This is a genomic window from Bradyrhizobium sp. USDA 4541 (assembly GCF_024171085.1).
GTDB classification, from domain to species: domain Bacteria; phylum Pseudomonadota; class Alphaproteobacteria; order Rhizobiales; family Xanthobacteraceae; genus Bradyrhizobium; species Bradyrhizobium australafricanum.
This window is the reverse complement of the sequence record NZ_JALJZF010000001.1, coordinates 6,416,813-6,430,160: the sequence shown is the minus strand read 5'-3', so window position 1 is coordinate 6,430,160 and position 13,348 is coordinate 6,416,813. Positions and strand designations below refer to the sequence as shown.

General features: G+C 64.4%; 19 protein-coding genes and 1 pseudogene. 8 read left to right on the top strand and 12 right to left on the bottom strand.

Annotated elements, in window-relative coordinates; all coding sequences use genetic code 11:
- The first annotated feature begins 36 nt into the window (after window positions 1-36).
- Window positions 37-444 carry a hypothetical protein gene (locus tag J2R80_RS30670; protein ID WP_057019915.1) on the top strand — a complete coding sequence of 136 codons (408 nt, stop codon included), beginning with the start codon at window positions 37-39 and terminating at the stop codon, window positions 442-444.
- Between the two features lie 51 nt (window positions 445-495).
- On the opposite strand, the gene J2R80_RS30665 is transcribed toward J2R80_RS30670, so the two are convergent.
- The 3 genes from J2R80_RS30665 to J2R80_RS30655 are packed head-to-tail and all read right to left on the bottom strand — an operon-like array spanning window position 496 to window position 2,463.
- Window positions 496-741, bottom strand: coding sequence for a DUF6719 family protein (locus tag J2R80_RS30665; protein WP_210262764.1), 246 nt, complete (start codon window positions 739-741; stop codon window positions 496-498).
- Window positions 742-752: 11 nt separating this feature from the next.
- The gene (locus tag J2R80_RS30660; RefSeq protein ID WP_167350431.1) at window positions 753-902 is read right to left on the bottom strand and encodes a hypothetical protein; all 150 of its coding nucleotides are present in this window, start codon (window positions 900-902) and stop codon (window positions 753-755) included.
- A 46-nt stretch (window positions 903-948) separates the two neighbouring features.
- Window positions 949-2,463: a PLP-dependent aminotransferase family protein gene (locus J2R80_RS30655; RefSeq protein ID WP_253639911.1), complete on the bottom strand. Its 1,515-nt coding sequence runs from the start codon at window positions 2,461-2,463 to the stop codon at window positions 949-951.
- Window positions 2,464-2,568: 105 nt separating this feature from the next.
- Between J2R80_RS30655 and J2R80_RS30650 the strand changes: the two genes are divergently transcribed.
- The gene (locus J2R80_RS30650; RefSeq protein ID WP_371852173.1) at window positions 2,569-3,261 is read left to right on the top strand and encodes a pyridoxamine 5'-phosphate oxidase family protein; all 693 of its coding nucleotides are present in this window, start codon (window positions 2,569-2,571) and stop codon (window positions 3,259-3,261) included.
- Between the two features lie 54 nt (window positions 3,262-3,315).
- Window positions 3,316-4,593: an ArgE/DapE family deacylase gene (locus J2R80_RS30645; protein WP_253639910.1), complete on the top strand. Its 1,278-nt coding sequence runs from the start codon at window positions 3,316-3,318 to the stop codon at window positions 4,591-4,593.
- 193 nt (window positions 4,594-4,786) lie between these two features.
- Here J2R80_RS30645 and J2R80_RS30640 read toward each other — a convergent pair whose 3' ends face one another.
- Complete coding sequence (locus J2R80_RS30640) at window positions 4,787-5,572, bottom strand: cobalamin-binding protein (protein WP_057019918.1); 786 nt, start codon at window positions 5,570-5,572, stop codon at window positions 4,787-4,789.
- A gap of 149 nt (window positions 5,573-5,721) precedes the next feature.
- Between J2R80_RS30640 and J2R80_RS30635 the strand changes: the two genes are divergently transcribed.
- On the top strand, window positions 5,722-6,120 hold the full coding sequence (locus J2R80_RS30635; RefSeq protein WP_057019919.1) for a PaaI family thioesterase: 399 nt from the start codon (window positions 5,722-5,724) through the stop codon (window positions 6,118-6,120).
- A gap of 140 nt (window positions 6,121-6,260) precedes the next feature.
- A complete protein-coding gene (locus J2R80_RS30630) occupies window positions 6,261-6,884 on the top strand; it encodes a GNAT family N-acetyltransferase (RefSeq protein ID WP_168856993.1) in 624 nt (207 codons plus the stop codon).
- Window positions 6,885-7,020: 136 nt separating this feature from the next.
- On the opposite strand, the gene J2R80_RS30625 is transcribed toward J2R80_RS30630, so the two are convergent.
- The 6 genes and pseudogenes from J2R80_RS30625 to fabG form a co-directional block, all read right to left on the bottom strand.
- Window positions 7,021-7,329 (bottom strand): hypothetical protein, encoded by a 309-nt coding sequence (locus J2R80_RS30625; RefSeq protein WP_016843036.1) that lies wholly within the window; start codon window positions 7,327-7,329, stop codon window positions 7,021-7,023.
- A gap of 89 nt (window positions 7,330-7,418) precedes the next feature.
- Window positions 7,419-7,718 (bottom strand): putative quinol monooxygenase, encoded by a 300-nt coding sequence (locus J2R80_RS30620; protein ID WP_076832055.1) that lies wholly within the window; start codon window positions 7,716-7,718, stop codon window positions 7,419-7,421.
- 107 nt (window positions 7,719-7,825) lie between these two features.
- Entirely contained in the window at window positions 7,826-8,509 is a 684-nt protein-coding gene (locus J2R80_RS30615) for a DUF2161 domain-containing phosphodiesterase (RefSeq protein WP_057020059.1), read from the bottom strand.
- A gap of 505 nt (window positions 8,510-9,014) precedes the next feature.
- A pseudogene (locus J2R80_RS43800) lies at window positions 9,015-9,211 on the bottom strand (hypothetical protein).
- A 53-nt stretch (window positions 9,212-9,264) separates the two neighbouring features.
- Complete coding sequence (locus J2R80_RS30605) at window positions 9,265-9,474, bottom strand: hypothetical protein (protein WP_371852171.1); 210 nt, start codon at window positions 9,472-9,474, stop codon at window positions 9,265-9,267.
- A 49-nt stretch (window positions 9,475-9,523) separates the two neighbouring features.
- The gene (gene fabG / locus J2R80_RS30600; protein ID WP_057020061.1) at window positions 9,524-10,204 is read right to left on the bottom strand and encodes a 3-oxoacyl-ACP reductase FabG; all 681 of its coding nucleotides are present in this window, start codon (window positions 10,202-10,204) and stop codon (window positions 9,524-9,526) included.
- Window positions 10,205-10,329: 125 nt separating this feature from the next.
- Between fabG and J2R80_RS30595 the strand changes: the two genes are divergently transcribed.
- Together J2R80_RS30595 and J2R80_RS30590 are read left to right on the top strand one after the other, a co-directional pair.
- Window positions 10,330-11,019 carry a GDSL-type esterase/lipase family protein gene (locus J2R80_RS30595; RefSeq protein ID WP_057019924.1) on the top strand — a complete coding sequence of 230 codons (690 nt, stop codon included), beginning with the start codon at window positions 10,330-10,332 and terminating at the stop codon, window positions 11,017-11,019.
- 134 nt (window positions 11,020-11,153) lie between these two features.
- Complete coding sequence (locus J2R80_RS30590; RefSeq protein WP_035634033.1) at window positions 11,154-11,360, top strand: hypothetical protein; 207 nt, start codon at window positions 11,154-11,156, stop codon at window positions 11,358-11,360.
- Window positions 11,361-11,432: 72 nt separating this feature from the next.
- Here J2R80_RS30590 and J2R80_RS30585 read toward each other — a convergent pair whose 3' ends face one another.
- The gene (locus J2R80_RS30585; protein ID WP_076832061.1) at window positions 11,433-12,176 is read right to left on the bottom strand and encodes a tyrosine-protein phosphatase; all 744 of its coding nucleotides are present in this window, start codon (window positions 12,174-12,176) and stop codon (window positions 11,433-11,435) included.
- An 85-nt stretch (window positions 12,177-12,261) separates the two neighbouring features.
- Between J2R80_RS30585 and J2R80_RS30580 the strand changes: the two genes are divergently transcribed.
- Window positions 12,262-12,573 (top strand): MliC family protein, encoded by a 312-nt coding sequence (locus tag J2R80_RS30580; RefSeq protein ID WP_057019926.1) that lies wholly within the window; start codon window positions 12,262-12,264, stop codon window positions 12,571-12,573.
- Window positions 12,574-12,663: 90 nt separating this feature from the next.
- Here J2R80_RS30580 and J2R80_RS30575 read toward each other — a convergent pair whose 3' ends face one another.
- Complete coding sequence (locus tag J2R80_RS30575; protein WP_050386610.1) at window positions 12,664-12,876, bottom strand: DUF2735 domain-containing protein; 213 nt, start codon at window positions 12,874-12,876, stop codon at window positions 12,664-12,666.
- Window positions 12,877-13,348: the final 472 nt, after the last annotated feature.

Here is a 13,348-nt window from a genome sequence, read left to right as displayed (position 1 = left end):
CGAAGCAAAAAATAGAACTGCCGGTAAAGGCTCCCCATGCTGCTCCGTATCTGTTCCGCCGCGATGTTGGCATCGCTCGTCCTGATGGGGCCCTTGGCGGGCGCCGCGCAGGCCCAATCCCAGCTCCCCCTCGAATCGATGCAGATCCGCTCGCTGTACCGCGTGCCTGAACCGCGCGACGAGTTCGTGCGGCAATGCGCGCCGCATATGCTCGGCCGCTGGGCGCATCCCGAGGCGGTGTGCGGCTGCCTGCACGACCACGCCGCCGCGACCGTGGACGATCCCGACCTGCGCCAGGCGCTGCTGCGCGGTATCAGCGAGACCGGCGTGCCGACCATCGAGACCGATTGGGTGCCGCCGTCCAAGCAGGGCGAGATCGGGCCGACCTTCACCAAGATCGCCAAGCCGACCCTGCAATGCATGTTTGAGCCGGTCTCGAACTGAGCCGCGCCTCAAAGCAATGAGGACCGCAGCGCCTCGCGTCAGCGGGGCGTTTTACTTTTTGGCGAGGCGCGGCACGCAGCTGCTGGTCCGCACCACGCCGTTCTGGCTCAGCCTGGAGCCGACGACCTGCTTGATCTGCCCGGCCGGGCACGAGCCGTCATCGACAAGGACGCGCTGGCCGACCCGCAGATCGACGATGTCGCCCTCGCGCATGTAGGACTGCTCTGCTGCGGCGGATTGAGTCATCGCGCCAAGAGCTGCGACGCTGACCAGCGCGACGAATCCCAAGCGCAGCATCGCAGCCTCCTTCACTTGTTCTGGATCTTGAGCCCGTCGGGGCCGACATTGATCTGAAGGCCTTCGGGCTGCTTGTTCGCCTGATAAAGATTGTAGCCGAGCATGCCTGCGATCACGACCAGCGCGGCGATCACGAGATACAGGACGTTGCGATTTGGCATCCGGTATCTCCGTAAGCGGACACTGACTGAACGCGGGCGACCTTAGTCAGGTGACTGCGATTCTCCTAGAGCGCTGCGGCTTGGCGGATGGCTTGACCGATGTCTTGCGCGTCGCGCGCAGCGCGGCGAGCGTTGTCTTCGCCAATCGTTCCGCCGATGCAACGAGTTGCGGAACCGGATGGCCGGAAAATCCCAGCACGAAGCCGGGCAGAGGCGGCGCGCGATGATAGGTCTCGGCGAGCAGCCAGCCGCCGACGCCGGCATTAGCCTTTGCCTGCGCGGCAATCAGCGGATCGGTCGAGGGATCGAGCCGCGCCACGAGGTGCAGGCCCTGCGAGGGCACGGGAACCGTGAGCTCGCCTTCGGATGCGCTCACAAGCGTCGACGCCAGGATGTCGCGCGCCTCGCGATAGAGTTTGCGCGATTTGCGTAAGTTGGCCGCGAAGGCGCCGGAGTTCAGCATGTCGGCGACCGCGCCTTCCATCAACGTGGCGGGAAAGCGGTCGAGCGCGGCGCGCGCCGCCGTCACCGGGCCGATCAAGGCTTCGGGCAGGGCGCAATAGCCGATCCGCAATCCGGGAAACAGCGTCTTCGCAAACGTGCCCATATAGATCACGCGGCGCAGATGATCGATGCCGGCCAGCGACAACAGCGGCGCGCCGTCGTAGCGGAACTCGCTGTCGTAGTCGTCCTCGAACACGAAGGCGCCGGCATCCCGTGCCCAGTCGAGCAGCTCGAGCCGGCGCGGCATCGACATCTGCACGCCGAGCGGAAACTGGTGCGAGGGCGTGACATAGGCAGCGCGCGCTTGCGGCGCGGACGCGCGCCCCTTGTCGATGCGCATGCCCGACATGTCGACCGGCACCGACACCGGACGATAGCCGCAATGCTCGATCGCGCGCCGCGCCGCCGGATAGCCGGGGTCTTCGCACCAGACCTGGTCGCCGGGCTTGAGGATCGCCCCGAGCACGATGCGCAGGGCATGCAGCGTGCCGGACGCCAGCATGATTTGGTCGGGGTCGCAGCGCAGCCCGCGCGCCGACAGCAGATGGTCCGATATCGCCGCGCGCAGCTCGCTGCCGCCGCGGGGATCACCGTAATGCAGATGCTCGGACCCGAAGGCGCGCAGCCTGCGGCCGGCGAAGGCGCGGAAGCGCTGCAGCGCGCGCTCGTCGATATGGGTGCAGCCGAGCGACAGCGCGTTGTGCTGCGGCGGTTCGATCGCGATCCTTGCACGGCGCGGCGCGGCGGCCTGCGCCGGAATGCGCGCCGCGACGAAGGTTCCGGAGCCCGTGGTTGCCACCGCAAAGCCGTCGGCGATCAGCCGCTCATAGGCCGTGGTGACCGCGTTGCGGCGGAAGCCGGTCTGCTTGGCGAGCGCGCGCGACGGCGGCAGCGGCTCGCCCGGCTTGACGAGGCCGCCGACGATCGCGTGGCACAGCGCCTGATAGAGCCGCTGCTGCGAGGCCGCGCCGGGGGTGACGTGCGGGCCGGCGAGATCGAGCGGCAGCTCGGCCTTGCGCGCCGCGGGCTCCCGAGAATTGGTCGGAATTTTTCGCATGGAATTGGCACTATCGCAGACCAAATGAGCCGCTACAACTCTGGACAGATTCCAGATTTCGAAAGGCTCATCGTGACCGAAGGCGCATCCGCTCCGTCCTATCCCATGTCGTCCCGCAGCCGCGTGAAGCGCCGCCACGACCGCGGCTTCTACGACCACGCCACCGTGCACAAGATCCTCGACGCCTCGATGCTGTGCCACGTCTCCTACGTGATCGACGGCCAGCCCTATTGCACGCCGACCTTCTTCTGGCGCGAGGGCACCAGGCTCTACTGGCACGGCTCGAGCGCGAGCCGGATGCTGGAGAACCAGTCCGAAGGGCAACGCGTGTGCCTGACGGTCGCCCATCTCGACAGCCTGGTGCTGGCGCGCTGCGGCTTCAACCACTCGGCCGACTATCGCGCGGTGATGGCGTTCGGGTCGGCCTATCTCGTCACCGACCCCGCAGAGAAGGAACGCGCGATCGTCGCGATGGTCGACCGCTTCTTTCCCGAGCGCACCGCGAGCCTGCGTGCCAGCAACAAGCAGGAGATCAAGGCGACCTCGTTCATCGCGATGGAGATCGAGGAGGCCTCGGCAAAAATTCGCGCCAAGGGCGTCGCCGACGATGACGAGGATTACGAGTTGCCGATCTATGCCGAGCGCATTCCGGTGCGCACCGTGCTCGGCGCGCCGGAGCCGTGTCCGCGGCTGCTCGACGGCGTGACGCGGCCGAAGACGCTCGATGGTTATTCGGAGGGCCGGCTGCTCGAAGATGCATTGCGGGACGCCTATTTTGCGCAATACCCCGCGGAGTGAAATCGGGCTACGCTGCGGCTCCCGCCTGATCTGTTTTCCCGATGGAGCCAAAGCATGACTGCCGAGACGCAACAACGAATCCTTGCCGCTGTTGATGAGGGATTCGATGCGCAGCTTGCGACGACGCAGGCCTTCGTCGCGATCCCCTCGACCCGCGGCGCCGAGGGGCCGTGCCAGGACATGATCGGCGATCTCCTGCGCGAGCGCGGCTACGAGGTCGACGACTGGCACATCAATCTCGACGAGCTGAAGGATTTGCGCGGCTTCGGCTCGATCGAGCATGATTTCTCGAAGGCACGCACGGTGGTCGGCACCTACCGCCCGGCCAGCAATGCCGGCAAATCGCTGATCCTGCAGGGCCACTGCGACGTCGTGCCGACCGGTCCGCTCGAGATGTGGGAGACGCCGCCGTTCTCGCCCGTCATCAAGGACGGCAGGATGTATGGCCGCGGCGCCTGCGACATGAAGTCCGGCACCATCGCCGCGCTCTATGCGCTGGATGCGATCAGGAAGGCCGGCCTGAAGCCGACGGCGCGGATTCACTTCCAGTCCGTGATCGAGGAGGAGAGCACCGGCGTCGGCGCGCTCTCGACCTTGCAGCGCGGCTATCGCGCCGATGCCTGCTTCATCCCGGAGCCGACCAACGGCAAGATGATCCGCTCGCAGGTCGGCGTGATCTGGTTCCGCCTGAAGGTGCGCGGTTTCCCGGTGCATGTGTTCGAGGCCGGCGCGGGCTCGAACGCGATCATGGCGGCGTATCATCTGGTGCATGCGCTGGAGAAGCTCGAGATCGCCTGGAACGAGCGCGCCAAGGCCGACCGCCATTTCAAGGGCGTCAATCACCCGATCAACTTCAATCCGGGCATCATCAAGGGAGGCGACTGGGCCTCCAGCGTGCCGGCCTGGTGCGACGTCGACTGCCGCATCGCGGTCTTGCCGGGCTGGTCGATCGCCGAGTGCCAGAAGGAGATTCTGGCCTGCGTGTCGGCGGCGGCGCGCGATCATCGCTTCCTCTCCAACAATCCGCCGCAGGTCGAATGGTCGGGCTTCCTGTCGGAAGGCTACGAGTTGGTGAACTCCGAGGCACCGGAAGCTGCCTTCGCCAAGGCGCACTCGGTCGTCTATGGCGGCGCTGTGGAAGACCGCGCCTTCACCGCGTTGACCGACACGCGCTTCTACGGTTTGAACCACAACATCCCGAGCCTCTGCTTCGGCGCCACCGGCGCGGCGATGCACGGCTTCAACGAATATGTCGAACTGGAGTCGCTGCGGAAAGCGACCAAGGCGATGGCGCTGTTCATCGCGGAATGGTGCGGCGTAGAGAAGGCGTAGCTTCGTTCTCCCTATGCCATTGCAATCATAGTCTTGTGCGTGATTGCGCAACAAATTCGCTGTCGTCCTGGCGAAGGCCGGGACCCATAACCACAAATCTTGCTTGTTGTGCAGCGCTGCGAGGACGAGTCCCGATCACAACATTAGCCGCGGAGTATGGGTCCCGGCCTGCGCCGGGACGACGCTGGAGGTTTCAGCGCTCCGCCCACAACGCCTTCACGATCGCATCGAGCCCATCGGTCAGCGCGGCGGGGCCGGGCTGCAGGATGATGGGCGACTTGATCTCGACGATGCGGTCGTTGCGCACCGCCGGGATTTCGCTCCAGCCCTCACGCTTGCGGATGCGGTCGGGCACGACCTTCTTGCCGCACCAGGACGCCAGGATCACGTCGGGCATCGCCGCGCGCACCGCGTCAGGCGTGACGATGCGATCCCTGGCCGCCTTGTGAACGCGCAAATGCGGCAGCGCGTCCTCGCCGCCGGCGATCTCGGTCAGTTCGGACACCCAGCCGATGCCGCTGATCAGCGGATCGTCCCATTCCTCGAAATAGACCTTTGGCCGCGGTGCCGGACGCGGCGTTGCCGCGATCGTCGCCAGCCGTTGTTCGAGGTTTTGCGCGAGCCGATCGGCGCGGTCGGCGGCACCGACCATTGCGCCCAGACTGCGGATCATCGCGAGGATGCCGGCGACGTCGCGCTGGTTGAAGACGTGGACGGCGACGCCGGCGCGCACGAGATCGGCGACGATGTCGGCCTGCAGATCGGAGAAGGCGAGCACCAGATCGGGGTCGAGCGCCAGGATCTTTGGCATGTCGGCGGAGATGAACGCCGACACGCGCGGCTTCTCGCGGCGGACCTGCGGCGGCCGCACCGCGTAGCCGGAGACGCCCACGATGCGGTCCTGCTCGCCGAGCAGATAGAGCGTCTCGACCGTCTCTTCGGTCAGGCAGACGATCCGACGGGGAGGGAAGTCGCGCATGGCAGGCGGTATGCAGGCTCCGAGGCACATTGTCACTGATGTCATGACGTCATTCGCGCCATTACCTCAGACGTCATTGCCGGGCCCGCTCTGGCAATCCATCATGCCCGATATCAACCTCGAAGAAGGCCACAAAGCAGGGAGTGCCCATGACGCCGCTCGAAAAGATCCAGTCGATGAAGATGCCGTTTGCGGAACTGAAGGGCGTTACGTTCATCGAGGCCGATCAGGACCGGGTGGTCGCGAAAATGGTGGTGCGGCCGGACCTCTGCACCCTCCGCAACACGATCCATGGCGGCGCGGTGATGGCCCTTGCGGACTCGGTCGGCGCCGCCGCGACCGTGATCAACCTGCCTGGGGACGCCAAGGGCACCACGACGCTGGAGAGCAAGACCAACTTCATCGGCGGCGCCAAGGAGGGGACGACCGTGATTGCGACCGCAACACCGGTTCACCGCGGGCGCCGGACCCAGGTGTGGCAGACCAGGCTGGAGACCGAAGACGGCAAGCTGGTCGCGGTGGTGACCCAGACACAGCTGGTACTATGATGGGGCGATAATGTGATTTACCAATCACCACATGCCTTAATTGAATGAATCTCGGCGCTTGAATTTTATGGTGCGTCGCACAATATAGGGGTTGCTAGGGACTCGACGCCTCCTCGAGGGCTACCAAGAGGAGTTATGAAATGAACTATGATTCCATTCGTTCGACGGCCGCCAAGGGCACCGTGCGGACGTTGAGCCAGCAGGAAGAGCTTCCGCTGCTGCGCGATCACCTGCTGCGGCTGGATCGCACCAGCCGTCATGATCGTTTTCATGGCTTCATCGACGACAGTTTCATCCGCCGCTACGCCGAGCGCTGCGCCAATGACGGCACGGTCATCATCGCCTATTTCGAGGACGGCGTGGTCCGCGGCGCGGCCGAGTTGCATCCGCCGGAGCAGTCACCGGATGCCCAGCCCGAGATCGCTTTCAGCGTCGAGCGGTCGGCGCGGCGGAAGGGCGTCGGCAGCACCCTGTTCCGCAAGCTGATCGCCGAGGCGCACGCCAAGGGCTACGGCAGCCTGCGCATCACCACTGGCGCACAGAACGATGCGATGCGGGCGCTCGCCACCAAGTTCGGTGCCCAGCTGACCTTCCGTCATGGCGAGTCGACCGGCAGCATCGACCTGAGCGAGCAGCAGCAGCCCGAAGCGGCGCCGGCTGTCACCGCGGTGACGCCGGTCGAGGCTGCGCACGCGATCGTCGAAATGAACCGCGCGTATTGGCGCATGGTGATGCAGATCTCCGGCTGGGGCCGGGCGGCCTGAATCGGCAGCGTTTCCAAGCGAAGTGGATACCGGTTCGCGTGAAGGACACGCGCCCAACAAGAATCTCGGATCAAACGAAAAAGGGCAATCCACTCAATGGATTGCCCTCTTTCTTTCAGCAATTGGATGGTGCGTCTCAGGTGCCGGTGCGCTTGTCGGTCGCAAAGCGGCGGACCACGCGGCGCTCAACCACGACGGAGCGCTGAGCGCCCTGTTCGCCGGCGATGACACGGGTTGCCGTGCCGGTGCGGGCACTGACGCGCGCGGTCTTCTTCACCTCGGCGAGCACGTCGTCATAGGGCAGCCCCATGAGGGCCGACGCGATCTCGGCCTGGGCCTCCACGTCATCGGTGATGCCGATGGCAGCGAAGATTGCTTCTTCCAGCGTCGGCGGATCATGCCGCACGCGCCGGGTGCCATACTTGGTGTTCCAGTCTCCGCTCATCGCCGCCTCATCATTGAATCGCGAGAGATACGTAAGGTCCCCAATGTTGCATTGCAATATGAATGTGAGATGGCAATCCAGCCATGCAGCTAGAGTCTCTCAATCTTGTGAGCGTCATAAAGTTCGATGGTGGTCGCCGCGGCCGCGAGAGATTGCAGCGAGCGGACGAAATCGCGTGACGCAGGGACCGCGAAATGCGCCGCCAGCGCGGCGCGGTCGGCCCATTGCTCGAAGAACACCAGTCTGAGCGAATTCTCGCAGTCGACATGGACCGCGTGGGAGATACAGCCGGGCTCGGTGCGCGAGCGATGAACATGTTCAAGGCTCAGCCGCCGCACCTCGTCGAACGAGTCGGGGCGGGCGGTGACGCTGCCGGTGACGACGATCATGATTTCCCCCTCCAATGCGCGATGAAGCCAAGTCATCATCGCACTTTAGGTTCTTGTTTGAGCATGATCTTTTCGGAAAACCGCTTCGCACTTTTCCGGATCATGCTCTACGGGATGGCTTCTGCCCCGGATGCACTCATCTGTTGCTGCGGCCAGCGCTTCAGCGCGGCGCGACCGGCATCGGTCAGCACATAGATGCCGCGCTCGGCGCGATCGAACCAGCCATAGACATTATGCAGCAGGATCTTGCCGGCGTCGGGAATATCCGCGCGGAGGTCGCGCACCCGCCGCGGCCCATCCGAAAGCGCACAGGCGCAGGCCAGCGCCTGCTGCCGGTAGGCGGTCATGATCGGCGCCCGCGTCGATCCGCCCATTGCGGGATCGCCCTTGCGCTTCTGGTGCTCGGTGATCAGCCGTGAACGTTTCTTCGGATTGCGGCGGGGCGCCGCGGTCGGCGGCGGCACCAGCACCTCGACGTCGCCGCGGTCGGTGACACCGAGCATGCCGAAGCCGAGCCGCCGGCACAGATTACGATAGCGCGCGTCGCTCTCGCGGCCCTTGCCGCGGGCCGACACCTTGGCCGCGATCCACACCTCGTCAGCGGCGCCGGCGCGATCGACCGCCTGCAGGATCAGTTCGAGATTGAAGGCGAGCTTGAGTTCACCGACCACGACGACCGGTGGATCATCGCCGCTCAGCGCCACGAGGTCGCAGCCGCCGATCTCGCCCTTCACCGTGAAGCCGAGCTTTTCCAGGAAGCGTTTGACGGGCAGATAAAGCGCGGTTTCCAACAGGCAGGCTCCTGCGGCATCGGCCGCGACTCGGTGCGCCAGCATAGCGCGGAATTGCGCCCGCCGATGCGATTGGAATTTGCCCAAGACACGGCCGAGCGGCTATTGTCGGAACCGGGACCAGGCGCAGCTCATGATCCGGAACGGGCTCGATCACATCACCGTCGAATTTCTCGACGGCGTCTCTGGCAGCAACCAGGGCGTCATGGTGCTGCGCGACGGACAGATGCGCGGCGGCGACTCGTTTTTCTTTGCCTACGGCAGCTACACCGCAGCCGATGGCAAGTGGAAGGGCGAGGTCACCAACGAGGAGCATTCGCCGACCTATGGCGAGCGCCCGGTGTGGGAACGCAAGGTGGTCACGATCGGATTTACCGGCACCTACACCGACCAGACAGCCGAAGGTGACGGCATGCCGCTCGCCGGCAAGCAGAGCTCCGCTTCCGGTCGAAGCTGCGGCTGCTGGTTGCGGACTGAACTGCCGATGCTAGTCGCGCTCGCGGCCTCAGCTGATCAGGCGATCATATTCTGCGTGCGAGCCGATCCAGAACCAGAGGTATCCTCGTTTGTTTCGACGGCAAGCGCGCGATAGCGCAAGCCAGCCCGAACGGACCAAAATCGCCCGATCTTCTTGAATTGTAGAGATGGATGACGTGAATTGCGCTTCAACAGCGCAAAGTTCGCGTCGGCGAGCTCACGGATTGGAACGGGTAGTTATTCGTAGGCAGTCCAAAATTTGGGGGAGGCCGAGTGCTTCACAAGTCGCGCGACTGTCCGGCGCGATAAGCTGCCAAGGCCTCGTCCGCCAAGGCGTCGAGTTTCCCGGCCTTTGCGTCCCGTTCGATCGCTGCATCGAAACGCTCGGCATCGAACGTTTCAAACCAGGCGCGAAAGCGGGCCAGCTCACGAGGAGGCAGCCGTTCGACGGCCTTTTCGATGTCTTCTGCAGTAGTCATCACGAGCATATGGCATCGGCCAGATCGACCCGAAAGGCATCCGGGAGAGGGAGCGCATCTAAACCCGCCCGTTCACCGGCAGAAGCGCGCCGGTGACGGCGCTCGCGGCATCGCTGGCGAGGAACAGGATCACCTGGGCGAGCTCTTTCGGCGTCACCCATTTGGAGATGTCGGCCTGCGGCATCGCAGCGCGATTGGCGGCGGTGTCGATGATCGAGGGCAACACCGCGTTGACCGTGACCTTGCCCTTCAGTTCCGCAGCGAGCGACTCGGTAAGGCGGTGCACGCCGGCCTTCGAGGCGGCATAGGGACCCATGCCGGAGGCCGCCTGCAAGGCGCCGAGTGCGCCGATATTGATGATCCGTCCGGCGCCCGATTTGGTGAGATGCGGGATAGCGGCGCGCGAGGTGTTGAGCGCCGTCATCACGTTCATCGCATACATGCGCTGCCAGGTCGCCGGGTCGCCGTCGCCGACCGCCTCGAAGGTAAAGCCGCCGGCGATGTTGATCAGCCCGTCGAGCCGGCCGAAATGCGCGGCCGCCTTGTCGATCGCGGCGGTCGCCTGCGCCGTGTCGGTGAGGTCGACACCGCCCAGCTCCATATGGTCGGCCGTCGCCGCAAGCGTTGACGCGGCATGATCGATGCCGGCGACGCGCGCGCCGCGCGCCAGCGCCTCTGTGGCGACCACTTTGCCAAGCGCGCCAAGGGCGCCCGTGATGACGATGGCTTTTCCGTGCATGGCGGTCTCCGCATTCGCGAGCAAACGAATGCCCACTATGATCAGGCGGAATTCATTTGCAATGCCGCCAATTTCGCCGCCTACTGCGCGCATTCATCAATTCATTCACCTCAAGGATGTTTGCGATGCCGACACCCAGACCGTGCGAAACCCATCCCGATCTCGTCAGGTTCGGACATAAGCTGCCGCACTTCGCGGATGCGCTCCGGCATCAGCGCAAGATCAAGCTGGTGGCGCTCGGATCGTCCTCGACCGCGGGCGCTGACAACATCCTGCCGTTCCCGCCGCGGCTCGAGATGCTGCTGCGGCAACGCTTCTTCGGCCGGATGATCGACGTGATCAATCGCGGGATCGGCGGGCAGGAGGCGCCGGAGGAGTATTCGCGCATCGAGTCCGACGTGACGGCTGAGGCGCCGGTGCTGGTGATCTGGCAGGTCGGCACCAACGCCGTCTACAAGAGCTACAATCCGGCCGAGGTGCGTGCGGCGCTGGAGGCCGGGCTCGACGTGCTCGCTGCGCTTCCGCTTGACGTGGTCGTGATGGATTCCCAGTACACGCAGGCGATCGTCGGTACGGAAGCTGCGCTCAATCTCGCCAACGTGATCATGCCGATGATCGCCGAAGTGACTGCAAGCAAGAAGGTGAATCTGTTCAGCCGCTTCGCGCTGATGAAGCGCTGGACCGATGACGGGATTCCACTCGCCGAGCTCGACGATGGCGGGCAGCTTCATACCAGCGAATGGGCGACCAATTGCGTAACCCAGTCGCTGTTCGGCGCGATCGACGACGCCTTGAAGCCGGAGGCGATCACGTAAGCCCAATGACGTCGGCCCGACTACGTAAGACTACGGGGTAGGGCCTGTTGGATAAAATTTGCAGCAGTTCTGTAAGTCGTTTGCAGAACCCTTTCCTTAGAAGCGGAACTCCAGCCAAGGTAGGGGTTATGCGAATGGGAAATCTTCCGGATCACGGTTTACCGCTGGTTCAGCTTAAGGAGCAGCGGCGCGATCTCGTGGTGGCGCTGCAAAACCGCAAGGGACCAGTGGGCAGCTGGGAATTGATGCAGATCGCCGCGATCCAGCAGGCGATCTCGGCGTTCGAGGATGTGATTGCCGACCTCGATGCGGAACTCGAGCTCGAGGCCGCAGCGGCCTGAGCTTTTTTGGTTCAGCCGCGTTTTCTTCACGCGAACCGGTGTGCACGTCGCTCGAAAAGTCGGGCGAACTGATCAGGCCTGCAGATAGCGGCCTTCAAGCGCCTTGCGCTCGGCCTGGCCGAGCCCGAGGCCTTCGCGGAAATAACCGTCGAGGCTGCCATAGTCGGCATCGATCGCCTCGAATGCAGCCTCCAGAAATGCCGCGCGCACGGTGCCGAGCACCTGCTTGACGTCGTCAGGCAGCTCGGTGCTGTGGGCCGGGTCGCGTTTGTAGAACCGGTTGGTCAGGAGATAGTCGTCCGCGATCACCTGATCGGATACGCCGAGTGCGTGCAGGATCAGCGCGCAGGCAAAGCCGGTGCGATCCTTGCCGGCGGTGCAGTGGATCACCAGCGGCGCGCGGTCTTCCAATAGATGGGCAAACAGCGTGCGGTAGCGCGCGGTGTTGTCCTGCACATAGCCCCGGTAGGAGTCCCGCATCACGTCGATCGCATCGGCTTCCGAGAGCTGACGGTTGCTGGCGATCTCGCGCAGCGAAGCCACCACGGTCGGCTCGACGGGAAGCGAATGCACGGTGACGTCGCTCATGCCGCATAGCGCCTCGGCGCGCTCGGCGACGCCGCGAAAATCGAACGCGCTTCTGACCCCGAGCGAGCGCACCACGGCGACGTCCTGCTCGGTAAGATGCGCAAGATGGTTGGAGCGGAAGATCTGGCGCCAGCGCACCGTCCGCCCGTCGCGCGTCTGGTAGCCGCCGAGGTCGCGAAAATTGCTGGCGCCGGCGAGATTGAGATGACGGGCAGGGGCTTCGGACATCGGGCGGGCCTGTTGCAGCTGATGAGGTCTTGGCGCAGGAATAGCGGCGCAGACAGGTCTATAACCGGCCCGTTGGGGGGAGAATATGACTTATCGCGGGGGCGCCATTGTCATCGGCGCAATTCTTTTCGAGCTCTTTGGTTCCTCGAACGTGTCGGCGCAGTCCGCCTTTCGGAATTATCGCTGCGCCGACGGCACGCAATTCATTGCCGGGTTCTTCAACGGGGATACGCGCGCGCATCTGCAACTCGACGGCAAGGCGGTGACGCTGAAGAAGCGCCTGTCGCTGACGGGCACGCGCTACAAGGGCGGCGGAGTCACGCTCGAGATCAGCCGGGCCGGGCTTGCCAGGCTCCGGCATGCAAGGCGGCCGGCGACGGCCTGCGAGCTGGCATGAAAAAAGGGCCGAAACGCTCGCGTTCCGACCCTTGTTATTGTTCTGCTGCTGTCTGACGTTTTTGCGTCGCGCCCCTCGATCGCATCGGCATCAGTGATCGCGGCCCGGCTTGGCGTCGTCGATGGCCGCCTGATGGTACCAGCTCTCGCTGCAGGCCGAGGTCTCGACTTCAGCGGCGAGTTCGAGCGCGGTCCGCGCCTCGCCGTAGCGGCGTCCGCCGAGAGCCGCGCGGCCCCCTGCCGGGAATTGATAGATTGTTGCCGATCCCTGGATCGGTCCTTGGTTTTGGCCCGTGGTGATCATGTCAAAGTCTCCTTTGGCCGGAGCGAGCCTCCATGGTGCGCCCGACTCATTCGCGTGTGGTTACCGTGTTTTCGATATCGGCCCGGGCTGGGCGGGGTGCAAGTGAACAAGAAATAGTCATTGTTTGGCTAATTCGTGGGCAGATTCGGGTTTGCTTCCTGTGAGGCAGGATGTAGCTGACCAACGCTTGAGCCGCGACGATGGTTGCGGGGCACCCGATCGTTGGACACGAACTGTCACATGGCGCTGCCGCCGCATTAAGCGGCAGGCGATGCCGTAGCCGAATTTGCTGCAGAAACGGGCGGCGGAGGGCGCTGGGAGAAGATTTTGACTGACCGCGGCGCATGCCAGCCGCGCTGCTATGTCGCAGAAAAAAATGCGATCTCCGCTGTGGACATCCGCGGCCGGGCGGGCACCGCAGTGCAGCGACTGGCATTTTAATTGCTTAGTAAGAGCCGGCCGATGGTGGCCG